The 24,013-nt window shown below is 42.1% G+C and carries 25 protein-coding genes; 2 read left to right on the top strand and 23 right to left on the bottom strand.

Annotated elements, in window-relative coordinates:
• Positions 1–247 precede the first annotated feature (247 nt).
• The 7 genes from ACIGG7_RS06425 to ccpN form a co-directional block, all read right to left on the bottom strand.
• Positions 248–1,390: an acyl-CoA dehydrogenase gene (locus ACIGG7_RS06425; RefSeq protein WP_224940104.1), complete on the bottom strand. Its 1,143-nt coding sequence runs from the start codon at positions 1,388–1,390 to the stop codon at positions 248–250.
• 168 nt (positions 1,391–1,558) lie between these two features.
• A complete protein-coding gene (locus tag ACIGG7_RS06430; RefSeq protein ID WP_224940103.1) occupies positions 1,559–2,098 on the bottom strand; it encodes a hypothetical protein in 540 nt (179 codons plus the stop codon).
• Between the two features lie 120 nt (positions 2,099–2,218).
• Complete coding sequence (rpoD, locus tag ACIGG7_RS06435) at positions 2,219–3,349, bottom strand: RNA polymerase sigma factor RpoD (protein ID WP_219169630.1); 1,131 nt, start codon at positions 3,347–3,349, stop codon at positions 2,219–2,221.
• A gap of 33 nt (positions 3,350–3,382) precedes the next feature.
• Positions 3,383–5,194, bottom strand: a complete 1,812-nt coding sequence (dnaG, locus tag ACIGG7_RS06440; RefSeq protein ID WP_224940102.1) for a DNA primase — start codon at positions 5,192–5,194, stop codon at positions 3,383–3,385.
• A 46-nt stretch (positions 5,195–5,240) separates the two neighbouring features.
• A complete protein-coding gene (locus ACIGG7_RS06445) occupies positions 5,241–5,711 on the bottom strand; it encodes a YaiI/YqxD family protein (protein WP_397549662.1) in 471 nt (156 codons plus the stop codon).
• Positions 5,712–6,026: 315 nt separating this feature from the next.
• On the bottom strand, positions 6,027–6,839 hold the full coding sequence (locus tag ACIGG7_RS06450) for a pyruvate, water dikinase regulatory protein (protein ID WP_397549663.1): 813 nt from the start codon (positions 6,837–6,839) through the stop codon (positions 6,027–6,029).
• A 13-nt stretch (positions 6,840–6,852) separates the two neighbouring features.
• On the bottom strand, positions 6,853–7,479 hold the full coding sequence (gene ccpN, locus ACIGG7_RS06455) for a transcriptional regulator CcpN (protein WP_224941281.1): 627 nt from the start codon (positions 7,477–7,479) through the stop codon (positions 6,853–6,855).
• Between the two features lie 463 nt (positions 7,480–7,942).
• On the opposite strand from ccpN, the gene ACIGG7_RS06460 reads away from it, so the two are divergent.
• Positions 7,943–9,316: a glycine--tRNA ligase gene (locus ACIGG7_RS06460; protein WP_224940101.1), complete on the top strand. Its 1,374-nt coding sequence runs from the start codon at positions 7,943–7,945 to the stop codon at positions 9,314–9,316.
• A gap of 717 nt (positions 9,317–10,033) precedes the next feature.
• On the opposite strand, the gene recO is transcribed toward ACIGG7_RS06460, so the two are convergent.
• From recO to rpsU, 15 genes are all read right to left on the bottom strand, one after another.
• A complete protein-coding gene (gene recO / locus ACIGG7_RS06465; protein WP_224940100.1) occupies positions 10,034–10,786 on the bottom strand; it encodes a DNA repair protein RecO in 753 nt (250 codons plus the stop codon).
• Positions 10,787–10,831: 45 nt separating this feature from the next.
• Positions 10,832–10,975, bottom strand: coding sequence for a YqzL family protein (locus tag ACIGG7_RS06470; RefSeq protein WP_224940099.1), 144 nt, complete (start codon positions 10,973–10,975; stop codon positions 10,832–10,834).
• Positions 10,976–11,081: 106 nt separating this feature from the next.
• On the bottom strand, positions 11,082–12,002 hold the full coding sequence (gene era / locus ACIGG7_RS06475; RefSeq protein WP_224940098.1) for a GTPase Era: 921 nt from the start codon (positions 12,000–12,002) through the stop codon (positions 11,082–11,084).
• A complete protein-coding gene (locus tag ACIGG7_RS06480) occupies positions 11,995–12,393 on the bottom strand; it encodes a cytidine deaminase (protein WP_397549201.1) in 399 nt (132 codons plus the stop codon). Before ACIGG7_RS06480 ends, era begins: the two co-directional genes overlap by 8 nt.
• 242 nt (positions 12,394–12,635) lie before the next feature.
• Positions 12,636–13,028 (bottom strand): diacylglycerol kinase, encoded by a 393-nt coding sequence (locus ACIGG7_RS06485; RefSeq protein ID WP_224940096.1) that lies wholly within the window; start codon positions 13,026–13,028, stop codon positions 12,636–12,638.
• A complete protein-coding gene (gene ybeY, locus ACIGG7_RS06490; RefSeq protein ID WP_224940095.1) occupies positions 13,003–13,476 on the bottom strand; it encodes an rRNA maturation RNase YbeY in 474 nt (157 codons plus the stop codon). The genes ACIGG7_RS06485 and ybeY overlap by 26 nt, the downstream gene beginning before the upstream one ends.
• A 3-nt stretch (positions 13,477–13,479) precedes the next feature.
• Complete coding sequence (locus ACIGG7_RS06495; RefSeq protein WP_397549202.1) at positions 13,480–15,636, bottom strand: HD family phosphohydrolase; 2,157 nt, start codon at positions 15,634–15,636, stop codon at positions 13,480–13,482.
• 183 nt (positions 15,637–15,819) lie between these two features.
• A complete protein-coding gene (locus ACIGG7_RS06500; protein WP_224940093.1) occupies positions 15,820–16,779 on the bottom strand; it encodes a PhoH family protein in 960 nt (319 codons plus the stop codon).
• 3 nt (positions 16,780–16,782) lie between these two features.
• Positions 16,783–17,970, bottom strand: coding sequence for a sporulation protein YqfD (yqfD, locus tag ACIGG7_RS06505; protein ID WP_224940092.1), 1,188 nt, complete (start codon positions 17,968–17,970; stop codon positions 16,783–16,785).
• A gap of 11 nt (positions 17,971–17,981) precedes the next feature.
• A complete protein-coding gene (gene yqfC, locus ACIGG7_RS06510; RefSeq protein ID WP_224940091.1) occupies positions 17,982–18,266 on the bottom strand; it encodes a sporulation protein YqfC in 285 nt (94 codons plus the stop codon).
• A gap of 56 nt (positions 18,267–18,322) precedes the next feature.
• The gene (locus ACIGG7_RS06515) at positions 18,323–18,784 is read right to left on the bottom strand and encodes a hypothetical protein (protein ID WP_224940090.1); all 462 of its coding nucleotides are present in this window, start codon (positions 18,782–18,784) and stop codon (positions 18,323–18,325) included.
• Between the two features lie 30 nt (positions 18,785–18,814).
• Positions 18,815–19,810, bottom strand: coding sequence for a flotillin-like protein FloA (floA, locus tag ACIGG7_RS06520; RefSeq protein ID WP_201713706.1), 996 nt, complete (start codon positions 19,808–19,810; stop codon positions 18,815–18,817).
• 26 nt (positions 19,811–19,836) lie between these two features.
• On the bottom strand, positions 19,837–21,147 hold the full coding sequence (locus ACIGG7_RS06525) for an NfeD family protein (RefSeq protein ID WP_397549203.1): 1,311 nt from the start codon (positions 21,145–21,147) through the stop codon (positions 19,837–19,839).
• A 160-nt stretch (positions 21,148–21,307) separates the two neighbouring features.
• Positions 21,308–21,754, bottom strand: a complete 447-nt coding sequence (locus ACIGG7_RS06530) for a GatB/YqeY domain-containing protein (RefSeq protein WP_397549204.1) — start codon at positions 21,752–21,754, stop codon at positions 21,308–21,310.
• A 14-nt stretch (positions 21,755–21,768) separates the two neighbouring features.
• Entirely contained in the window at positions 21,769–21,942 is a 174-nt protein-coding gene (gene rpsU / locus ACIGG7_RS06535; protein ID WP_032087602.1) for a 30S ribosomal protein S21, read from the bottom strand.
• Between the two features lie 335 nt (positions 21,943–22,277).
• Here rpsU and ACIGG7_RS06540 point away from each other — a divergent pair, with 335 nt between their 5' ends.
• Complete coding sequence (locus ACIGG7_RS06540) at positions 22,278–23,210, top strand: Na/Pi symporter (RefSeq protein WP_397549205.1); 933 nt, start codon at positions 22,278–22,280, stop codon at positions 23,208–23,210.
• A 33-nt stretch (positions 23,211–23,243) separates the two neighbouring features.
• Here the strand turns inward: ACIGG7_RS06540 and deoC are convergent, their stop codons facing one another.
• Positions 23,244–23,915, bottom strand: coding sequence for a deoxyribose-phosphate aldolase (gene deoC, locus ACIGG7_RS06545; protein WP_224940086.1), 672 nt, complete (start codon positions 23,913–23,915; stop codon positions 23,244–23,246).
• Positions 23,916–24,013: the final 98 nt, after the last annotated feature.

Below are 24,013 nucleotides of genomic sequence, written 5' to 3' on the forward strand. Positions count from 1 at the left end.
TTATGTACACATACAAAAAAATAGTGCTCATTTCAACACTTTATATTTTACTGCAAAAACTGACAAAGTAAAAGTACTATCAATTAACTTTTCCATCTTTCTCACAAATTAGACACATTTCCTGTTATTTTCCTGCAACGGGGATCGACATTCTTACTTGCACACCTTGAAAAAGGATAGAGATAGGAGCTCTATCAGCCTTCAGGGGACCAATAGAGCTCCTTCCATTACCCATATAGGAATATCCCTATTGACACCCGATCAACCTTGAAATGACCATTCTCTGAACCTCTGATGTCCCTTCTCCGATCTCAAGAAGTTTCGCATCACGTAGGTAACGCTCCACATGGTATTCTTTCATATAACCGTATCCGCCATGAATTTGAATGGCTTCGTCCGCCACTTCCATACTGATTTCAGAAGCGTATAACTTACACATGGAGGCCTCTTTAGAAAACGGTCTTCCCTGATCTTTCAGCCAGGCTGCTTTATGCACCATATTCCTGGCAAGCTCAATCTTCATAGCCATGTCAGCAAGTTTAAATTGTGTGACTTGGAATTGCGATAACGTTTTACCGAATTGTTTTCTTTCCTTAGAGTATTGGAGTGCCTTGTCAAATGCAGCCTGAGCGACACCGACAGCCATCGCCCCAATGCCGATCCTGCCCCCATCCAGGGTAACAAGGAACTGCTTGAAGCCTTCCCCTTGTTTCCCTAATAGATTTTCTTTCGGCACTTCTACGTCTTCAAGCACAAGCTCTGTTGTATTGGAAGAATGAAGTCCCATTTTTTCATAATTATCAATGACCTTAAATCCATTTGCTTTCGTAGGTACGATGATGGCACTGATCTCTTTATTTCCGTTATTTCTGCCAGTAATCGCCGTTAACGCGAGATGATTCGCATAACTTGCGTTGGTAATATAGCATTTATTACCATTTATAACCCAATGATCCCCTTTATCTTCAGCAGTGGTCTGAGTTCCGCCTGCATCTGACCCGGCATTGGGTTCAGTCAGACCGAATGCACCAAAGGATTCCCCAGTACATATCGGTGTCAGATAATCCCTTTTCTGCTCGTGTGTGCCAAATAAATTAATTGGGGCTCCCCCGAGTGATATATGGGCAGAGTACGTGATTCCCGTAGAAGCGCATGCTCGGCTAAGCTCTTCCGTTACGATGGCGAAACTTACCGTATCTGCACCTGCTCCACCATATTCCTCCGGAAAGGGAAGTCCCATCATTCCCAGGTCTGAAAGTTTTTTGAAAATTTCTTTAGGGAATTCCTTTGTACGGTCCCGGTCCAATGCACCAGGTGCCACTTCTTCTTCAGCGAATTCCCTGATAGTCTTTTTAATCATTGCCTGCTCTTGTGTTAAGTCGAAATTCATCCTTTATCCCCCTTGTCTAACTTTGATGACTGAAAGCCCTAGACTTCTTCGATTGAATAATAGCGCTTCCAAGCATAGCCATACATTTCTATGAATACGCTCTCATTCCTATTATAAAAGGGAATAGTGAATTTTCTCAACTTTAAAAAACTTTTTAATTTTCAGAAGTTATAGTAATATATAAATAAAAACAAACATGGCTCCTATGGATCCTGCTATGGAAAAATAGTTCAATTTCCACTTCAACCCTGCTCCGACCCAGATAAAACAGTTTAGAAACAAGGTAAAGTATAATGCCAAAGAGCTCCCATTAAATACCATACCCGATATATCTACAGATGCCAGCAAAAAGATGCAGCCGGCAACAGTGTAAAGAAGCATAGGAGATAATTGTTTCTTAGTATAATAAATTCCTACTCCGATTAATAATCCGACAAAACCTGTCAAAATCGCTGTTTGCAAAACGATTGACAATTCAGTAAAATAAATGACAAATAATGAAATTACTAACGCACAAATTGATATCAATAAGTCCTTAAACATATTTTTTCTACGGGAAATTACCGGCTTTTTTTCATCAATCTCTGTTCCACCTGTATATAATGCAAGAAGATAGTCACAATACTGTTCCGGGAGCAGTTTGGTTTGCTTCCAGAATTGAATTTCCCTGATGATCATTTCTGTCTTCGAATTCTTTATTTCTTTCACATTTGTCACACCTTTTGTAGTTCAATCCTATAGCTGTATTCGGCAAATGCTTGTAAAATCCCTTTAAATCGCACAAAAAAAAACTACCCCTATTCACTATAGAGGCAGTAAAAGGAAATTCTATTCTAAAAAGTCTTTCAATCGCTTGCTTCTGCTCGGATGACGCAACTTCCTCAAGGCTTTCGCTTCGATTTGACGGATACGTTCACGGGTAACACCAAACACCTTACCTACTTCTTCAAGTGTACGGGTTCTACCGTCATCGAGTCCAAAGCGCAACCTGAGCACATTCTCTTCACGGTCTGTAAGAGTGTCCAGGACATCTTCAAGCTGTTCTTTCAAGAGTTCATAAGCAGCATGTTCTGAAGGGGATTGAGCTTCTGCATCCTCAATGAAGTCTCCAAGGTGAGAGTCATCTTCTTCTCCAATTGGAGTCTCAAGGGAAACAGGTTCCTGAGCAATCTTAAGTATTTCACGGACTTTTTCAGGTGTCAGGTCCATTTCTTCAGCAATTTCCTCCGGTGCTGGTTCACGCCCCAGATCTTGAAGTAATTGTCTTTGTACCCGAATCAGTTTATTGATGGTTTCAACCATATGAACCGGAATACGGATCGTTCTTGCCTGATCAGCAATCGCACGGGTAATAGCTTGACGAATCCACCATGTAGCATACGTACTAAATTTGTACCCTTTACGGTAATCAAATTTCTCCACTGCTTTGATGAGACCCATATTTCCTTCTTGGATAAGATCTAAAAACAGCATACCTCGCCCAACATAGCGTTTAGCGATACTGACTACCAGACGCAGATTCGCTTCGGCAAGACGTCGTTTTGCTTCCTCATCACCATCTTCAATTCTTTTGGCAAGATTGATTTCTTCCTCTGCGGATAATAAATCGACTCTCCCGATTTCTTTCAGGTACATACGGACCGGATCATTTATTTTAACGCCGGGAGGAACGCTGAGATCATTAAGATTAAACTCTTCTTCCTCTTCTTTCTCTAACTCCGTGGCACCCGGATCATCATCTTCGTCGTTTTCATTCACGATTTCTACACCTTGTTCACCTAAGTGTTCGTAGAACTCATCCATTTGATCCGAGTCCAATTCGAACCCTGATAATTTATCGGCAATATCTTCGTAAGTGAGGACTCCTCTTTTCTTACCTTGGTTAACTAAAAATTCTTTCACCTGATCAACTGTTAATTCTGACGCTATTTGCTTGGAACGCGCTGACTTTTCAGCCATTTGTTCCCCTCCTTCCAACTTCCTTATAACACTTTATAGAGACTTACGTAGCTGTAAGATTTCCATCGCTATTTGTGCTTCTTGCCTGTAATCCTTTAATCTTTCTGCTTCTTTTCTTTCCAATTCTTTTTCCTTTATTCTCAACATCTTTTGATGTTTTAACACCTGATTTACATAATCCGCTAATTCCTGATCCGTACTTTCTTCGCTAATGGACATCATTTCGATATCCGTCACGATCCTTCTGAGCCGTTCATCAGGCAGATACCCGATAAACGCACTGGCACTTGGAGGCAGACCTTCTTCATAATATCCCAATAAATAAGTAATAATAGCCTGGTGCTCATCAATATTTAGGTTCGTACCTGCAAGCCACTCCTGGACCTTGTAAGCAATGTTCGGATCCTTCAACATGTAGGCAATCAACCTTCGTTCAGCGGTTTGGTAGGCTGGCAGCAATTTAGACTGTGTTTTCGGTTTGAAATCCCCTTGCATACCGACCTGTTTAGGGGGGTTAGACACGCGTGTTTCCGTCCCCTGAAATTCTGATAGCTGTTGTTGAAGAGCCTCTAAGGATATGTCGAACTCATCGGCTAAATACCTTAAATAATAATCCTTTTCAACCGCTTTACTTAATTGGGTAATTTCCTTAAGTATGTCTTCTATATACTTAAGCCGATCTCCTTCATCATTTAGGTTTTTATTTAGCTTATAGTACCGGAGCTTAAATGCCATGAACGTCAAGCTTGCCCCTATTACATCCTGTTGAAATTTGGCTGAACCATATTTTGAGATGTAGTCATCAGGGTCTAGCTGCTCGGGTATTGTGGCCACGCGGATGTCCAGCTGATGCTTGTGAAGAAGCTTCCCGGCCCTGAACGCGGCTTCGACTCCGGCAGAGTCACCATCATAGCAAATGACGATGGAATCCGTCAGCCGTTTTAACAGTCCGATTTGCTGTTCCGTCAAGGAGGTACCCATAGTGGCTACTCCGTTTTCCACCCCGGCTTCGCTTGCTGAAATCACGTCAGCGAATCCTTCAAATAATATCGCCTGCTGTTTTCTTCTGATCATGGACCTGGAACCGTGATAATGATAAAGGATGCTGCTTTTATTAAATATCTTTGTTTCAGGACTGTTTAAGTATTTTGGTTCGTCATCCGCGGAAATGGTCCTCCCGGAAAAAGCAACGGTATTGCCTTTCGAATCGACGATAGGAAACATGATTCTTCCCCTGAAACGATCGAGGAAGGAATCGTCCCTTTCCCTTCTTACAAGTAAGCCGGCCGCTTCCATCAGCTCAAGGGAGTAGCCCCGCTTCTCTAAAAACTTAACCGTAAAATCCCAACTAGGGAGGGACCATCCAATTTGGAATTTCGTGATGCTTTCCGTAGTAAATCCTCTTGCCAATAAATATTCCAGTGCTTCCTGGCCTTCCTTTGTATTTAGAAGAAGATGATGGTAAAATTTACTTAATAATCCATGAGCTTCCATCATTTGCTTCTCATCTTCCTGAGGAGGATGAGAGTGATCTGCTGATGGGGCTTGAATCGAAATCTCTTCGCCTACTTTTGATCCAAGCTTTTGGGCCGCTTCTTGGAAGCTGAGACCATCGACGTCCATGAGAAACGTAAACGCATTTCCTCCTGCTCCACATCCAAAGCAGTGAAAGATCTGTTTGTCGGGAGAAACAGAAAAAGATGGAGTATTCTCTCCATGAAACGGACATAAACCAAAATAATTTCGGCCCTGCTTTTTCAATTGAACATAGTCACTGACAACATCCACAATATCAGTTGACGATAAAATTTTATTTAACTTATCTTCAGGGATTCTTTCAGACATACTTTATCACCTGTTTTATTAACCCTCTTAATCCATTCTGTATTGATTACGATTTTCCTGCAATTCCCGACAAGATTTTATCAAAGGAGATACAGAATGTTTCTCTGTCTTCATTTGTAAAAGGCTTGGGACCTTTACCATAGTTGCCTTTTCTGCGTTCTTTTGCAGCAACATACCGATAATCAAGAGCCGTCACAATACTCTCTTCCCTGTAGGCTTTTCCCCTGGGAGAGATGGCATAAACTTTTTTCGGTAAGACAAGACTGGCAAGACCAATGTCCTGGGTTACCAGAACATCCATTTCCTTTACATGATTCATGATGTACAAATCGGCCGCTTCTTTCGAACTATCCACATATACCCATTCACCTTGATCTGGTGTGTTCTTTCTGTGTGCGTGGGAAGCAACAAAAATGACTCTGAATCCATATCCACTTGATATTTTTATGATTTCCTGTTTTACCGGGCATGCATCTGCATCAACATAAACGGCAGGGTTATGTTCGCTATTACTAATTATTCTACATCACTCCGTATTTTCCTTCTCTCTTTAGGAACTTTCCTAGAGATTTGATTAAAATTGTCGAATGATAATTCAGACGAGACTTGACATATCACAATAATTAGTTTATTCCTTAAGAGTTTAGTCTAAACCTATTTTAAATATTTTTATCACAATTTTTTATTATAGTATAATCGGACAAGTTTGACCACTATAAAAACTCAATTCTTTTGAGGTTTTTGGAGTTGTACTTTCATTCATTAAAAAAGATGATTCCCCATTTGCGTGCAGGAACCATCTTTTTTCTGTTTACGATACAATGCCAACTCATTAATCGTTTGTATTGTGATAGATATTCGTGATGACATTGGCTGTTTCTTCAACTGCTTTATTCGTTACGTCGATGACATGACATCCGATTCGATCTGCAATTTTCTCAAAATATTCAAGCTCATTTTCGATTCGCTTAATATTCGCGTAGCTTGCCTGATCATTCAATCCAAGAGATTTCAGTCTTTCTCGGCGAATGGTATTCAATTTCTCAGGACTGATCTTGAGACCGAAGCATTTCTTCGGCGAGACCATAAATAACTCCTCCGGAGGATCGACTTCCGGTACTAGCGGAACATTCGCCACTTTGATCCTCTTCAATGCAAGGTATTGTGACAGAGGCGTCTTCGAAGTCCTTGACACTCCCACAAGTACGATGTCCGCTCTCAGAATCCCACGGGGATCACGCCCATCGTCGTACTTGACGGCGAATTCGATGGCTTCCACCTTCTTAAAGTATTCATCATCAAGCTTCCTGACCGTCCCTGGTTCAAATAATGGTTCCTTTTGATAGGAAGATTGATATTTGTCCATTAACGGACCAATGATATCAAATGCATACAGCTCTTCCTTTTCAGATTGTTCTTTAATGTACGCACGCATATCCGGCTTGACAAGGGTATAGACAATCAATCCCTGGTTCAGTTTCGCCAGGGAAATCACTTCATCAATATGTTCCAGGTCTTCTACATACGGAAAGCGCTTGATGACCGTATTGGAACCATTGAATTGGCTTATCGCTGCTTTTGTGACTAATTCGGCAGTTTCTCCCACCGAGTCGGATACAACATAGATGATCGGTTCTTTCACGATCGTTCACCACCTTCTAATATTCATCCGCCAACGCTACAAAGGCTTTTGTAATATTGGTCTTTGTAATTCTTCCAATGACTTCTAAATCACCATTTTCCGTTTTCTTTACGACGGGGACAGAGTCAATTTGTTTATGAATCAAATCTTTCGCCACTCCGATCAGCTGGTCATCTTTTTCACACACTGTGATATTAGGCATTCTCGTCATAATGATATTCACCGGCAGAGTGCTAAGTTCCTGCTTTCCAATACTTGCTCTTAGAAGATCCTTACGGGACAGGACTCCCACTAAGTATGTATTGGCATCCACAACAAACAACGTACCCACATCTTCCAGAAACATGGTCACGATCGCATCATACACGGAAACATTTTCATTTACCACGACGGGAATCGATTGATAATCCTTCACGTATATTTTGTTTAGGTTTTCCGTCAGCAGCTGGGTTCCCGTTTTACCAGTATAGAAATATCCCACCCTCGGACGCGCATCCAAGTATCCTGCCATGGTCAAAATGGCCAGGTCTGGCCTGAGAGTCGCTCTTGTTAAGTTTAATTGATCTGCTATTTGTTCACCAGTGATAGGCCCATTGTCTTTCACTATTTGTAAAATATGTTCTTGACGCTTATTAAGTTCGATTGTAACTCACCACCTATCGGTCAAACGATTTATGTTATACTTTATATGAAATATTATATACTATTCAAGCAAAATGAAAAGAGCATATTATCATCGATTTGTGACAACCTATAGTTAAATTTCACTTAACAAAGAGTATCTTTTTTTCATCAAAACTTCAAATCTTTTCTCTTCCATCGATCAGCAGTTGTTTTTATTTCTTTATCATGATAAAATGTCTTCATCTTACAACCAATATCATGCTATGAAGGATCAATAAGTACTTGCGCACCAAAAGCGACTGGGGACAGTGAAAGCCCAGATTGCAGGGAAACGGAAATCCGGAGCTATTTACCAATGAAAAGTGGATATGCACATGCATATCAACTAGGGTGGAACCGCGAGTATTAAGCTCGTCCCTAGGCCTCATGGGCCTTGGGACGAGCTTTTTTATTTACATAAATAATGAAAAGGAGTGACTTTTATGTCAATGGAACAAATCGTCAACTTAGCAAAGCATCGGGGATTTGTCTTCCCGGGTTCTGAAATCTACGGAGGACTTGCGAACACATGGGATTACGGTCCGCTAGGTGTAGAACTGAAAAATAATATTAAAAAAGCCTGGTGGAAGAAATTCGTTCAGGAATCGCCTTATAACGTCGGTCTTGATGCAAGCATCCTGATGAATCCACAAACCTGGGTCGCTTCCGGTCACGTAGGAAACTTTAATGACCCTATGATCGACTGTAAGCAATGTAAAACACGCCACCGCGCAGACAAAATCATTGAAAATGCACTTGAGGAAAAAGGCATTGAAATGATCGTGGATGGTCTTTCTTTCGAAAAAATGGAAGAAATCATCAAGGAACATGATATTGCATGCCCTGATTGCGGCGGCCACGATTTCACTGATATCCGTCAATTCGACTTAATGTTCAAAACCCATCAAGGTGTAACGGAATCTTCTACTAACGAAATCTATTTACGTCCTGAAACCGCGCAAGGTATCTTTGTCAACTTCAAAAATGTCCAGCGCTCCATGCGTAAGAAAATGCCATTCGGTATTGCGCAAGTAGGAAAAAGCTTCCGTAATGAAATTACGCCTGGAAACTTTACATTCAGAACGCGTGAATTCGAACAGATGGAGCTGGAATTCTTCTGTAAGCCTGGTGAAGACCTGGAGTGGTTCTCTTACTGGCGTGAATTCTGTAAAAACTGGTTATTGAACCTTGGAATGAGCGAAGATAACATGAGATTACGCGATCATGATCAGGATGAATTATCCCATTACAGTAATGCCACAACGGATATCGAATACAAATTCCCGTTTGGTTGGGGTGAACTATGGGGCGTGGCAGATCGAACTGATTTTGACCTGAAGCGTCATATGGAACATTCAAACGAGGATTTCCACTACATGGATCCACAAACGAATGAAAAATATGTACCTTACTGCATCGAGCCTTCACTAGGGGCAGACCGCGTGACCCTTGCATTCCTGTGTGATGCATACGAAGAAGAAGAGCTTGAGAATGATTCACGTACAGTGTTACGCTTCCATCCGGCGCTGGCTCCGTTCAAAGCGGCTGTCCTGCCATTGTCCAAAAAGCTTTCTGACGATGCGTTCAAAGTGTACGAAGAACTGTCACAGGATCTCATGATCGACTTTGACGAAACGGCATCAATCGGTAAACGCTACCGCCGTCAAGACGAAATCGGCACACCTTTCTGTATTACATTTGACTTTGACTCAGTCGAAGACGGCCAAGTAACCGTACGCGACCGCGACACGATGGATCAAGTCAGAATGCCGATCAGTGAAGTGAAGGCGTTCTTGCAGGAGAAAATTAAGTTTTAATATCTAAAGCGGAGGCGGCTCGTTCAGCCCCGACAAGCATATCTGGAAAATCCCTGAAGGCGTTTTTTGCCTTTGGGGATTTTTTAGATATGACCTCGAGGGGCTAGCCGCCGGAGCTGGAAGACACCTAAAGCGGAGGCGGCTCGTTCAGAGGCGACAAGCATATGACGGCCCTGCCGGAAAGGCGTTCTTTGCCTTTTTGGCAGGGTTGACTTATGACCTCGAGCCTCTAGGCGCAGGAGCTGGAAGACATCTAAAGCGGGGCGGCTCGTATAGCCCCGACAAGCATAACTATAAAATCCCTGATGGAGCTATTTGCGCCTTCAGGGATTTTTTGTTAGATCTTTTTAAAAAATAAATGTTTTTAGAGTTTTTCTGAGTTATTTTTGTCCAAGGGGAATTTAAGGTCTTCTCCTGCCCTATTCTATTACCATTTACAACTTGTTTACCTACTTATGTGGGATGTAACTACATTGGCCAAGAATAATTGGGCCACTATTCACATTTATTGGGCCAGTTTAGCGATGTATTGAGCCACTTTCCACATTTATTGGGCCATCTTTATGATTTTCCGCTCCAAATTGTGAACAAGCTGAACATCCCTTTCAACCGCTTATCCAACAAATTCACATTCATGACTAACCGCTAACAAATTCAAAAAAACAGGCCCATTCACAAGTGAATGGGCCTTTCTATATCACAAGAAGCATCCGTAAACTAGAATAAGTCCTTCAGGTTATCCATCTGGTCTAGAAACCTCCTGGATTTTAACATCAGACCTGAATTTTCATCGTAATAAGTCCTGATTACCCGTTTCAATTGACGTTTTGTTTCATCTTTCACCGATATATTCCCCAACCGATTAATATCAAAATAATAAAATAACCGGAGAAGTTTTACAGTCCCCTGTGATATCGGCAGATGATGAGGATCTTCACTTAAACAACGATGACAGATGAATCCATTTTCTTTAAACGAAAAGGCGAATTCACCGTCGGTCTCACCGCAAACGGCACATCCATTTAAATGAGGATACAACCCTAATACAGGGAGCATCTTCATTTCAAAAATGTGCATAAGGATTTCCGGATCATAGTCTTCATTGAGGTAGTGAAGAGTCTTGTAAAGCAATTCAAACAGGAAGGGATTCGGTTTCCGGTCTTCAGTCGACTTATCCAGGAGGTCGACGATGTATGTGGCGTATGCCGTTTTATACAGATCCTCCCTCACATGCCTCAGCGACTCAGCCATCTCTCCCTGTTGCAGGGTACCTAGTCCACTTCCCTTGATAAAAAGGAAATAACCATATGTAAATAATTGCGAAATGGCGGATAGACGGCTATTAGGTTTCTTGGCCCCTCTAGCCATCAATCCAATCTTTCCGAATTCCCGTGTGTATATGGTAACAATTTTGTTCGACTCACCGTAATGATTTGTTCGGATGACAATCCCTTCACATTTCTGCAGCATACAGCCACCTCCCGCTTTCAATCCTCCCGGGTGATGACAAACTTATCACGTTAAAGGGAAATCTAATTCTGCTGTTTCTTCTTCAAGGCTGTAAGAATCTTCAAACGTTTCCTTCTCAAGTTCCTTAAAAAGGAGATAGGTATCTATACTTCCCGTTTGCGAAAAAAATTTCCATGTTAAGTCTAACATAAAAAACCCACCTTTCTGGATTTAAACTAGCAAGACTTCATAAGCTTTCTTGTGATTAGAATGAGCATTTTCTCTCTAAAACATGTGGCCTAAATATTGTTAATTATCAATATTCGTCGTCGCTGAAGCCAAAGTCACGAAGATTGGCAGATCGATTTCTCCAATCCTTCTGCACCTTCACCCATAATTCCAGATAAACCTTCGTTCCCAACAGATTCTCAATGTCTACACGTGAGCGTTTACCGACTTCTTTGAGCATGGAACCCTGTTTGCCGATGACAATCCCTTTTTGGGAGTCCCTTTCCACAATGATGGTGGCGATGACATCAATAAGATCCTTTTCTTGCTTTTTCTCCATCTTATCAATGACAACCGCAATACTGTGTGGAATTTCTTCCCTTGTCAGGTGAAGGACCTTTTCACGGATCAGTTCAGAAACGATAAATCGTTCCGGATGATCCGTAATCTGATCGGCAGGATAAAATTGTGGACCTTCCGGTAATTGGTCCTTCAGTAATTGAAGGAGCTGCTCCACATTGTTTCCTTCCAATGCCGAAATAGGAACGGTTGCAGCAAACGGAAACAGGTCGTTGTATTGTTGGATCATCGGTAACAGCGCATCAGGATGAATCTGGTCTATCTTATTAAGGATTAAGAAGACCGGTGTTTTTACACCTTTCAGCTTCTCTATGATGAAGTGATCACCTTTTCCAAGACCCTCTTCCACATTCACCATGAACAAGATGACGTCCACTTCTTTTAAAGTGTTCTGAGCAATCTTCATCATGAAGTCTCCGAGTTTATGTTTCGGTTTGTGAATTCCAGGAGTATCGATGAATATCATTTGAGCATCATCTGTTGTGTAAACTCCTTGAACTTTGTTTCGTGTCGTTTGGGGCTTATCGCTCATAATGGCGATCTTTTGACCGATGACCCGGTTCAGGAAAGTGGATTTCCCGACGTTAGGTCGTCCGATAATGGAAATAAACCCTGATTTGTATTCTGTATTACTTCCTATATTACTCATGTAAATCCTCCGGTGAAAAAGCTCCTGGTAACAATTCTCCAACGGTTAACTCTTGTACATCGCCTTTAAGGTTCGTCAGGACGACTTTCATTTCTTTCGGACATAGCTCTGAAATGACCTGTCGACATGCTCCACAAGGCGGAACAGGTCTAGCCGTGTCTGCCACAACTGCAATCATAGAGTAGTCTGTGTCGCCATCTGAATAAGCCTTGAATAAAGCAGTCCGTTCAGCACAGTTACACATACTGTAGGCTGCGTTCTCAATATTACATCCGTGATAGACTTTACCATCCTTCGACAGAAGAGCCGCTCCCACCTTGAACTTACTATAAGGTACGTATGCTTTTTCCCTCGCTAGTTTAGCTTCTTGTATCAATTGTTCTGCATTCATTAAATTAACTCTCCTTTTAACCCTTACACATTTATTTTACTACATTTTAAATAAAAGAAAATGGGCTGTTATCATTTTGTAATAAAATAGTTAGATAATTCAAACTATTTATTGATATTGTGCTTTGCTCCACTTATTTTATACAAGTATAAGAACGTTTTCAAATGAATTAAGGGCTTCAGACAAGAAATCGACCGATTTCTTGTCTGAAGCCCTTAATTTATAGCCATTTATCCTTCTTTTTAAAGAATCATATCCAACAGTTTTGGAAGAAATATGATGATCCCTACAATCGCTGTACAAATCGCGAAGAGAAGGACGGCAGCTGATGCAAGATCTTTCGCGGCTTTTGCCAGGGGATGAAATTCTTTAACGGAAAGGTCGACTGCCTTCTCGATTGCGGTATTCATCGTTTCAAGAGCCAGGACCGTAAAGACCAAAATGATCAATATAATCCATTCCATGACGGATACAGAAAGAATGTAGGCAAGCAAGAAAACGACGATCCCTACGCAAGAATGAATCCTGAAATTCTGTTCCGTTCGCCAAACGGACTTCATTCCATCCGCTGCATAGCCAAAGGATTTAAAGAACCTGAACAGACCGAACTTAGTCTCTTTTGAGTCCATATTCATCTAGAATGTCCTTTTGTCTCTTGAACATCTTTTTTTCCTCTTCTTCCTCCATATGGTCATACCCCAGTAAGTGAAGGAATCCGTGAAGGGCAAGAAAACCAAGTTCACGGGAGACGGAATGATTGTATTCTTCAGCCTGCTCTTTCGTCCGATCAATGGAAATGATGATATCACCAAGGATGCGGGGAATCCCTTCTCCTACAATTTCAACTTCATCTTCCCCCAACTCCTCGAGGGCGAATGAGATCACATCTGTCGCCTGATCCTTATTCCGATATTCACGGTTGATTTCCTGTATCCGATCGTTCGTCACGAACGTCACGGAAACTTCGCTTTCCTTCTCGACCCCTTCTTGATCTGCAGCAAAGTTCAGGATACTTTGAACCAGTTGTGTTTGTTCCTCTGTAAGTGTTTCTGTTTCATCAATAAAGTCGATCAATAATGTCATGCTTTACTCTCCTTTTGCTTGAAGTTCAGGATACTCAATCCTCGGATGGAAAATTCCATTCAGCGTTTCACAAAGGGACCTTTTCACGGTTTCTAATTGCTTCATTGATATATCGCATTCGTTAAACTGACCATCCTGCAGGCGGTCCTGTACAATCGAATGAACAAGCTGCTGAATTTCCGCCTGCGTGGGAGATTTTTTAGACCTTACAGCTGCTTCTACACTATCTGCGATGCTGATGACGGCAGCTTCCCGGGTCTTGGGTTTAGGACCGGGATAACGATAGTCTTCTTCCTTAACATCTTTCCCTTGTTCTTTCGCCTTATAATAGAAAAATTTCAGCAGTGTCGTTCCGTGATGCTGCTCGGCAATGTCGACGATTTCTTTTGGCAGTTTATGTTTTCGGAGCATTTCCGCGCCATCTGAAGCATGACTAATAATAACATCCCTGCTTGTTTCAGGCGAGACCCTATCATGGGGATTTTCCATGTTGAGTTGATTTTCAATAAAGAAATGCGGTCGTTTCGACTTTCCGACATCGTGATAGTAGCACCCGACACGCGCCAGTAATCCGTTTGCCCCGATGGACTCACATGCAGCTTCAGCAAGGTTCGCCACCATCACACTGTGATGATAGGTGCCAGGGGCATCGGTAAGTAGCTTCTTCAACAACGGCTGTGTAGGGCTCGACAATTCCACAAGCCTCATCGAGGACAGGATACCAAAACCCGCTTCGAAAAACGGCAGGAAACCGATCGTCAGGATGGAGGAACTAATTCCGGATACAAGGGCAAATACAAGATAATACACATATTCAGTATTTGAATAAGATGTACCGCTTAAAAGAATCAAGAATCCAAGGATTAGGATATTGACAAAAGAAACATATATTCCTGCCCTCAGGATATTCGAGCGCTGATTGCGGCTGACCAGAAATAGAATCCCGGATACTCCACTAAATAACGTATAAATGGCGATTTCAATATCGATGGACCCGGAGAATTGTTGATGAAATACAATACTGGAGCAGGCAGAAAGGATGAACACCATCATCATGGCGATCCGCTCATTCAGTAAAATTCTTAATATCATTCCCGTAAATGCTGCGGGAAGTATGAAGGCAATATCATTGATTTCCAGCTGTTCAATGAGTCCGACAATCTTCATGATCAGAAGGGAGATGACGAAAACGATACTTGTCAGAATCAAGTAATTTTGCTTTCGTTCCTCGGTCACTTCAAGTGTGTAGAAGAAATAATACAACGAACTGATTACAACAAGGACGAAGAGAGTCAGTCCGATATACGGCCTGAAGGAAAACGTATTCTCTACCATTCCCAAAGATTTCAGGATACTGTATTTTTTTGGGGTGATCAGTTCACCATCTTCCACGATGACCCCCCCTTCAATGATTTCCACTTTTTCTACGTTTGCTTCGGCGAGTTTTTTTAACTCATCCGTTTTTTCAGCATCATATAAAAGGGTCGGCTCAAGGGCGACTTTCCCCAATTTGACAGCTGCCGTGGATAAATCACCTTTGAACGAATAGTTAGTGATGCGCTGTTCCAGGTTCAATTTCGCTTCATTCAACTCTTCTTCTTTCACACCATTTTCCATGATGATTTTCATCTGTGTAGTGACGATCGTTTCAACCCTTGACAAGTCATCTTCAGACGCTTCAAGGAGCGTTTTTAATACGTCATCGCTGAGGCTGTTCGTAACATTATTTTTATCCTCTGGCAACTTAGCCTTTAAAAGCTTCAGCTGTTCATCGATATCCGGTGAAGGTGCGGGTTTTAGGTTATCTTCTCCCACCGGCAGCTGTTTCGACTCTGCCTTCACTTCTATGACACTTTCCATAAGAGAATGAAGCAATGAAACAGAGTTGTCGATTGCTCCTTGCTTTGATGTATATACATTCGCCACTTCTGCCTTTGCTTCTTCCTTCTTCTTGGCAGTGGCTTCCTCGTCGACGAATTTCTTTGGGGCCCTTATCGTTGTTGGGGCATCTTCATACAAGTTGATATCCAGCGTTTTCGGCTTCACATTCCCATATAAAACACCGAACACAATGATACCAAGTAATACAAAGAGAAGATTTGTAAACAGCCGGTAGCTTAGAAAGCTCCTTATTTTAAGTAGAAATGGGTGAGTTTGCATAAAGAACCCCCTGTTATGTAAATACAAAGCTAAACAACATTATCAAAAAGTTTTAGTAATTATGTAAAATGATAACAGTTTTTGTCTGATTTATCTATGTATAGCATCATAAAAAAAGATTGATCCTGTACATACCGCATCTTTAAAAGGGGCATGGACCTATCGGATCAATCTCTGTTATGTCTATTTTTCACTTGTTTCATATGCATCGATGATTTTCGCGACCAACGGATGACGCACCACGTCGGCCTGATCAAGGTAAATGAACGATACTCCTTTAACATCTTTTAATATTCGTTCTGAAGAAATCAATCCTGACTCGCTTCCGCGTGGCAGATCCACCTGTGAGCGGTCTCCTGTGATGATCATCTTTGAATCGAAACCAAGTCTTGTTAAGAACATTTTCATTTGCGCCTTTGTTGTATTCTGTGCTTCATCCAGAATCACAAACGCATCATCCAGTGTACGTCCCCTCATATAAGCAAGTGGGGCGATTTCAATGGTACCTCTCTCGATCAAACGGGCGGTATGTTCTGCTCCCAAAACATCATGCAGGGCATCATAAAGGGGACGAAGGTAAGGGTCCACCTTTTCCTTTAAATCTCCTGGAAGAAAGCCGAGGCTCTCACCTGCTTCTACAGCCGGCCTTGTCAGGATGATCTTCTTGACCTGTCCATTCTTCAGGGCATGAACGGCCATGACGACGGCTAAATAGGTCTTTCCTGTACCGGCGGGACCGATTCCAAATACCATATCATGCTTCTTGATGGATTGGATATATTGGCGCTGTCCGAGGGTTTTTACCCGGATCGATTTACCTTTTGCATTCTTTGTAATTTCTTCATTGTACAACTCTGTAAAATATTCAAGCGTCCCCTGTCTGCCCATTTCGATGGCATAATGGACGTCACGTTGGCCGATATTGATCCCTTTACGGATCACTGCCACCAGCCGATCAGAAATATCAAGAGCGAGATTTACATCTTTTTCACTACCCGAAACCAGCAATTCTTCGCCTCTTGTTACAATTGAAACGTTTAATTCCTGTTCTATTAATTTAAGGTGAGAATCTGAAACACCGAACAAAGCAATAGCTTCATTAGGGTTTTCAAGTTGTAATTTCATTAAGATTTCATCTGACATTCGTTAGTCTCCTTGAATAATTGGTTGTCCTACTGCAATGTTTTCAATCACTTTGAAGTGAATGGTTACCCTAACTTTACCATTCTCAACCTTTTCTTGCAAAATTTTTTCCCCTCTGATTTCTGCATCTTCCGGGATGGAGGACTCAAGGTTACTTTTGGCAAGTTTTTTGGCAGCGTTTATGGCTTCTGATTTCGTATAGGTTCTCTCCACATCTTCTTTTTCTTTCATGCTACGGTCAATATAATAAATTGGGAGCTCCCATTTTAGAAAACGCAGGTTTTTCTTCGTTTCCTCAACTACGACATTTTTAAACTCCGTTTTCCCGAATCCCCATATCGGAATATCAAGTGAACCGAAACCCAAATAGTGTTTTCGTTTCTCATTGCCGCTGAATACGGCAAATCGTGACTTCAATGGAAGCTCAACCGACGTCTTGTACCAGGTTTCCCCGAGTATCTTCGCTTTGGCAGATACACCTTTGGGTTCTTTCTCATTCCCGATCAAACCGGATACGAGAAGCTGACCTTTATTGACGTAGTCATTGACACTCACCTGGGGGTCCCCTTCCTCAACGAACATGTCAGTGATAATGGCTTTCTTTTTTGCGACTATATGTTGAAGACCTGTAGACTCAGGTGCTTCAGGAGCGTTTTTCTCCACTACCTGAAAGTGGAAGGTTGTCCCTTGCAATTCCACCCCAACCCATGTGATGTTATTCATCCTGAAGGATAATTCCCGCTGAATGTTCTCTACATCCGGAATCGAGAATTGCATCTTCCCCTTTGAAACCCCCATCTCCTTCAGTTCCTTGCGTATACTGTGTTCAGTTTGAGGCGACGCACCCTTGATTTGTATGTCCCACACCATATTGGAAAGAAGGAAAACGATAATGAAGAATGCCACCCCGCCAATCATGAAACCCGAATTCTTTAAAGATCTTTTAAATAGAAAAGGCACCCCCTGACCTCTTAGAAATGTCACTTTACACCCTGATGCCCGAACCGCTCTTCTGAAGTTATGTACATCTTCTAAGGATAAGTAAAAGGTGATGGTCTCCGTTCCCGCTCTCCTTACATTCCAGATTGCGATATCGGCACGGAGTAATTGGTTGATGACCCGTTCGACTAATCTACCTTCCATTTTCACGAATACTTTTCCCTTTAAAAAGGTGAACCACTGATTCTTCAAATCCTTCCCTCCTATTGTTCTAAATAGATCACTTCTACGATCTTTCCCTGAAGGAGAATTTCTTCCGGAAGAATCATCTTGATGACAAATTGTTCCCCTTTTATAAGCAGTTGTCCCTGTTTCAACAGAAGCCTCACCTCTCGATCTGTGAAGGTCAAAAGCCCCCGATGGTTCTCTATATAGATATGAATTTGTCCAATCATTGTGACGCGAGGAAGGTCCATCATGACATCTTCGGGTAAATCCATCGTCTGCGTCATCCATTTACGCATATGTTGTAAAAAGCTTTTCGCCATAAAAAAGAACCCCCTTTCATCTCATATTTATGAAATGAAAAGGGGTTTCATCACTCTTATTTTTGATGATGACGTTTTTTCGATCTCGGAGGTCCGAATACCTCTGAATAAATAAATCCTTTTACGATATCATCTTCATTTTTGAAATCAAGTGTGAGGGGACGGTGGTCCTCCCGAATCTTCCTGGCCCGGGTCTGATGGGCTTCAAGTTTCCGGGAATAACGTTCTTCTTGTTCCTTGAGGCTGGTTATTTCCGCCTCCCTCTTCCTATCTTCTAAACGGGTTTGAATGGATGATACTGCCTCTTTCATGGGCTCTCTGGTTGATCTGGGCTTACTCTGCCTCGCTCTTTCCCGTTCTCTTTCTACTCCCCTATCCCTTCTATCATGCGTGGACGGGGAAGCCGGAGAGGCTGTTTGAATCGGTTTCTGCCTCGGCTTATTGGAAGGCGGCTGTTTCACTTTATTGAATATGGATGTAACGAGTCCGATCAATATAGCAATGATCAATGGTTCCATGGAGAAAACTCCTTTCTAGACAAAGGAAGATTACTTATCGCTTTTCGGATCTTTTTTATCCCCTGTCAGTTTTCCGATCGAGTCTCTCATCTCTGTATCAGCATCAATGTTCTTCAAGTTCATATAGTCCATCACGCCGATGTTGCCTGACCTAAGGGCTTCAGCCATAGCGAGTGGTACTTCTGCTTCTGCTTCCACAACCTTCGCTCTCATCTCTTCTACCCTTGCTTTCATTTCCTGCTCATTGGCCACGGCCATTGCTCTTCGTTCTTCCGCTTTTGCCTGAGCGATGTTTTTATCTGCCTCTGCTTGCTCTGTTTGCAGTTCAGCTCCGATATTCTTACCGATATCAACGTCCGCGATATCAATCGAGAGAATTTCAAATGCAGTACCTGCATCCAGGCCTTTTGAAAGAACTGTTTGAGAAATCAAATCCGGATTTTCCAGTACCTTCTTGTGATTGTCAGATGAACCGATCGTGGATACAATTCCTTCCCCTACACGGGCAACGATCGTTTCTTCACCGGCACCCCCTACTAGGCGGTCTATATTTGCACGAACCGTAATACGCGCTTTGGCTTTCACTTCAATTCCATCCATTGCCACACCGGCAATGAATGGTGTTTCGATCACTTTTGGATTAACGCTCATTTGAACCGCTTCCAGCACGTCACGACCTGCAAGGTCAATGGCAGCACAACGTTCAAACGTCAATTCAATGTTTGCACGGTGAGCAGCGATTAACGCATTTACGACACGGTCTACATTTCCTCCGGCAAGATAGTGACTTTCAAGCTGATTGATTGTGACCGTAATTCCTGCTTTATGGGCTTTAATTAATGGATTGATCACACGGCTCGGGATAACACGTCTTAACCTCATCCCTACTAATGTGAAAATACTGATTCTTACACCTGCCGCAATCGCTGAAATCCACAGCATCACTGGTACAAATGTAAATAAAACGGCTAAAACGATAATGCCCACTACAATGGCAACGAGCAGTAAAATCGTACTTGGACCTATTACCATATTTCTTACCTCCTAAAGTATTATGAAATATCTCTTACTACAATCCTTGAACCTTCCACTTTTACAATCTTAACCTTTTCACCTGCTTTGATAAATCCACCTTCAGTAACAGCATCGATTCTTTCATCTTCCACGATCACAGTACCTGATGGTCTTAAAGGGGTTTTGGTCACGCCTTCTTTTCCGATCAAATCCAATCGATTGGCATTCGATACATACCCACTTTCTGTGCTGGTGGAATCATTTAAAATGATCTTGTTGAAGAATTTCATTTTTTTACCAAACACCTTTGCAAAGATAATCACTGTCGCAACGGCAATCAATAACGCGATCAGAACCGATATACCCATTTGCATCATATCGCCCCCAGCCAACATAATACTTGCAACGATCGCCCCTAAACCGAGACCTCCCGCAATTCCACCAGGGAGAAAGAACTCCGCCACGATGAGAATGATCCCAATAACGAAAAGAAGGATGGTTTCATATCCTGCAAGCCCTGCAACCAAGTGTCCATAAAAGAATAATACAAGGGAAATCAAGCCGATAGAACCGGCAACTCCAAAACCGGGTGAATACAGCTCCACTATCAACCCTATACTCGCAAGCGACAGAAGGATCGGCACGACGACAGGGTTGGTGATGAAGCGGGCGAGGCTTTCCGCAAACGTCTCATCCACTCTATTTACAGAGGATTTCTCTACCCCTAGAGTCTCATATAATTCATCGAGGTTTCGTACGGTCCCCTCAGAATAGCCGATTTGCTTTGCTTCCTTTGAACCCAGGGTTAATAGTTCACCTTTTTCAATCCCGAGATCTTCGATGACGAGTGACTCATCAGCCATGGCTAGAGCATATTGAGGGTCTCTCCCATTTGATTCAGCAGCACTTTTCATAGCGGACAACCAGTAGCTTTGAGCCTTTTTATCAGCCGCATTTCCCGCCTGGTCTATCACGGCCGCAGCACCCATTTGTCCATTCGGTACCATATAGATTTCATCGGCATGTAAGGAAATGAATGCTCCTGCAGACAGTGCATGGTCATTCACAAACGCAATGGTCTTTGTGTCGACGTTATCCATGAGCTGCCCGATGTCCCCGGCTGCATCAACCAATCCCCCGGGTGTATCGATATCAAAAATAATCAGTTCAGCATTATGATCTTCCGCATCTTTGATCGCTCTTTCCAAAAATGCATGAAGACCCCTTTCGACCTCTTTCTGGATGGGAATCACGTATACCTTATCAGAATTCTCTGCAGAACTGACAAGAGGATGCAGAAAGGTGCACCCAAGGATCAACATCCATAAGATAAGAATACCTCTTCTCAACTTAACCCCCTCGTTTCAGATAATATTCCTTGATACTTTATGTACGGATGACCCATTAAAAAAGTTTCATCTTTTTTGAAATTCTGATGACAAAATACGCAACCACTAAAATCGGTTTAAAAAAACCGGAAAGCATTAAAGCTTTCCGGTTTCTTTAATCTTATGATAAATGTTGAAGAACAAGTTTGTTGACGAGAGCTCCATCGGCTTTCCCTTTTAATTTAGGCATGATTGCCCCCATCACTTTACCCATGTCGGCTTTAGAAGTAGCACCCACCTCAGCAACCGTTTGTTGAACGATGGCTGAGACTTCTTCTTCTGAAAGCTGTTTAGGCATATATATTTCGACGTAAGTCAGTTCTGTTTGAATTTTTTCAACGAGGTCATCGCGACCAGCGTTTTGAAATTCCTGGAGGGAGTCTTTCCGTTGCTTCACTTCTCGAGAAAGGACAGTCAACTCTTCGTCTTCAGAGAGTTCCTGTTTCCCATGTTTAATGGCTTCATTTTGAAGGGAAGCCTTGAGCATGCGGATAACGGAAAGCTTCTCTTTTTCTTTATTTTTCATCGCTTGTTTCATATCATCATTTAAACGATTGAGAAGACTCATACTTACACCCTCTCTTAGAACTTACGCTTTCTTGCAGCTTCTGATTTCTTTTTGCGTTTTACGCTTGGCTTTTCATAAAATTCGCGCTTTCTAAACTCTTGTAAAGTTCCTGTTTTAGAAACTGAGCGTTTGAAGCGACGAAGAGCATCTTCAAGCGATTCGTTTTTACGAACAACTGTTTTTGACATCTCTCTTTCCCTCCCTCCGAACACACTACACTTACATGTTCAAGTCAAGAAATGGTTTGTACCAATTTCTTAAGACGCAGAATTATCTGACGTCCCTTTACTTCACCAATAGGTTATGGCTTTGCCCTTGCTGTATTGTCACAAGGGGACAGAAAGTGTATGTCTTTCTTGGATGAATTTCTCTATGTGATAAAGAAATCCATGTACTTTGCCATTATAATATATGATATGTGTCAGGTCAACAATTTATCATAAAACACTCTTATAAATAGGCATGTCTCATTGATTCTCCCCATACATTTATATTAATCGTACTGGTTTACAGGAGGAGTTCAATGATTCTACATGGGATTGCCTTTATTTTTTTTATCTTATGTTTTTTATTCGGCATGACCTGGCTGAGATCCGGCCTATTTAATATTGCGAATCAAAAAATCAAGACATGGCTTCATTATCTTACGAGCACACCTTTAAAAGGAGTCATGACAGGAACGGTTGTCACCGCGTTTATCCATAGCAGCTCAGCCGTCATGGTTCTTACCGTTGGACTTGCTTCATCGGGACTGATTCCCTTTCGCCAAACCATCGGCATCATGCTTGGTTCGAATATCGGGACCACCTTCACTTTGGAAATGTTTACTTTGGATATGAATTATCTTATTATCCCATCCATGATCATCGGGTGCGTGTTGTATTTCTTCAAATCTCCTCATGTTAGGAGTATCGGTATGATTTTTGTAGGGTTCGGATTGATTTTTACGTCCATCCGTGCCATTCAATGGCTCGCAACGCCTTTGACGACCAACGAGTCCTTGCACTCTTATATCCTTCAAGTGAACGAGCATATGATTCTTGCTTTACTTATAGGATGCGTATTGACTGCCATCATTCAATCAAGTACCGTCGTAACCGGTGTGACGATGGGTTTTCTGGCTGCAGGTTCCATTGACCTTCATGCAGGCATTACCATCATGCTAGGCGCAAATGTCGGTACGTGTATCACAGCCTTTATCGCAAGCATCGGTGGTGGGACCCAGGCTAAGCTGACCGCATACGCTCATATCTGGCTGAATGTAATTGGCGTAGCCCTATTCATCCCATTCATTCCGTTACTCAGTATGATCGTACGGATGCTCGCAGATTCTGCTGATTTGCAATTGGCCCATGCCAGTGTCATCTTTAACATCCTCTGTTCCCTGCTTGTCCTTCCTTTTGCCAGTCAATTCGCGCAGTTGATCGAAACCATTCATCTCCAAAAAAAAAGCTGAACAGGGAATCTTATCCCCGTTCAGCTTTTTAAATTAATAATCTGAATCACTTGTTAATCCTTGTACAATTTTCACGCCTGAGCTTGCTCCTAAACGAGTAGCCCCCGCTTCGATCATCGCTTGTGCATCTTCTACCGAACGTACTCCTCCAGAAGCCTTCACACCGATATCAGGTCCAACCGTTTTTCTCATTAAAGCGATATCTTCAACAGTTGCTCCGCCAGTAGAGAAGCCAGTTGATGTTTTCACAAAGTCAGCTCCCGCTTCTACAGAAAGTTGACATGCTTTTACTTTTTCTTCTTCAGTCAGAAGACATGTTTCGATGATGACTTTAGAAAGCGCTTTTCCTTTAGAAGCAGCCACTACAGCTTCAATATCACGCTTTACTAATTCGAAGTCTCCACTTTTCAATGCACCGATATTGATGACCATGTCGACTTCAGTTGCTCCTTTTTCGATGGCATCCTTTGTTTCGAATGCTTTCGTTTCAGGTGTAGAAGCCCCAAGTGGGAACCCGATCACGGTACATACTTTCACTTCTGTACCTTTTAGTAATTCACTTGAATATTGTACCCAAGTCGGATTTACGCACACAGATGCGAATGTAAATTCTTTCGCTTCCTGACAAAGCACCTCCACTTGGTCTTTTGTTGATTCAGGTTTAAGTAAAGTATGATCAATCATACTTGCAATGTTCATAGTCATTCATTATCTCTCCTTTAGCAGTTGTCCGTACCTCTCTTATCATACCAAAACTAAGAGAAAAAGACGAGTATTTTATAGTATCTCCCAAAATAAAGAAA

This window comes from Rossellomorea sp. NPDC077527 (assembly GCF_044542955.1).
GTDB classification, from domain to species: domain Bacteria; phylum Bacillota; class Bacilli; order Bacillales; family Bacillaceae_B; genus Rossellomorea; species Rossellomorea aquimaris_E.

Coding starts and splice junctions, on each gene's coding strand:
- ACIGG7_RS06425 (WP_224940104.1), bottom strand. CDS start 1,390: ATGAATTTCGACTTAACACAAGAGCAGGCAATGATTAAAAAGACTATC.
- rpoD (WP_219169630.1), bottom strand. CDS start 3,349: ATGGCTGAAAAGTCAGCGCGTTCCAAGCAAATAGCGTCAGAATTAACA.
- dnaG (WP_224940102.1), bottom strand. CDS start 5,194: ATGTCTGAAAGAATCCCTGAAGATAAGTTAAATAAAATTTTATCGTCA.
- ACIGG7_RS06460 (WP_224940101.1), top strand. CDS start 7,943: ATGTCAATGGAACAAATCGTCAACTTAGCAAAGCATCGGGGATTTGTC.
- recO (WP_224940100.1), bottom strand. CDS start 10,786: ATGCTGCAGAAATGTGAAGGGATTGTCATCCGAACAAATCATTACGGT.
- ACIGG7_RS06470 (WP_224940099.1), bottom strand. CDS start 10,975: ATGTTAGACTTAACATGGAAATTTTTTTCGCAAACGGGAAGTATAGAT.
- era (WP_224940098.1), bottom strand. CDS start 12,002: ATGAGTAATATAGGAAGTAATACAGAATACAAATCAGGGTTTATTTCC.
- ACIGG7_RS06480 (WP_397549201.1), bottom strand. CDS start 12,393: ATGAATGCAGAACAATTGATACAAGAAGCTAAACTAGCGAGGGAAAAA.
- ACIGG7_RS06485 (WP_224940096.1), bottom strand. CDS start 13,028: ATGAATATGGACTCAAAAGAGACTAAGTTCGGTCTGTTCAGGTTCTTT.
- ybeY (WP_224940095.1), bottom strand. CDS start 13,476: ATGACATTATTGATCGACTTTATTGATGAAACAGAAACACTTACAGAG.
- ACIGG7_RS06495 (WP_397549202.1), bottom strand. CDS start 15,636: ATGCAAACTCACCCATTTCTACTTAAAATAAGGAGCTTTCTAAGCTAC.
- ACIGG7_RS06500 (WP_224940093.1), bottom strand. CDS start 16,779: ATGTCAGATGAAATCTTAATGAAATTACAACTTGAAAACCCTAATGAA.
- yqfC (WP_224940091.1), bottom strand. CDS start 18,266: ATGGCGAAAAGCTTTTTACAACATATGCGTAAATGGATGACGCAGACG.
- ACIGG7_RS06515 (WP_224940090.1), bottom strand. CDS start 18,784: ATGGAACCATTGATCATTGCTATATTGATCGGACTCGTTACATCCATA.
- ACIGG7_RS06530 (WP_397549204.1), bottom strand. CDS start 21,754: ATGAGTCTTCTCAATCGTTTAAATGATGATATGAAACAAGCGATGAAA.
- rpsU (WP_032087602.1), bottom strand. CDS start 21,942: ATGTCAAAAACAGTTGTTCGTAAAAACGAATCGCTTGAAGATGCTCTT.
- ACIGG7_RS06540 (WP_397549205.1), top strand. CDS start 22,278: ATGATTCTACATGGGATTGCCTTTATTTTTTTTATCTTATGTTTTTTA.
- deoC (WP_224940086.1), bottom strand. CDS start 23,915: ATGACTATGAACATTGCAAGTATGATTGATCATACTTTACTTAAACCT.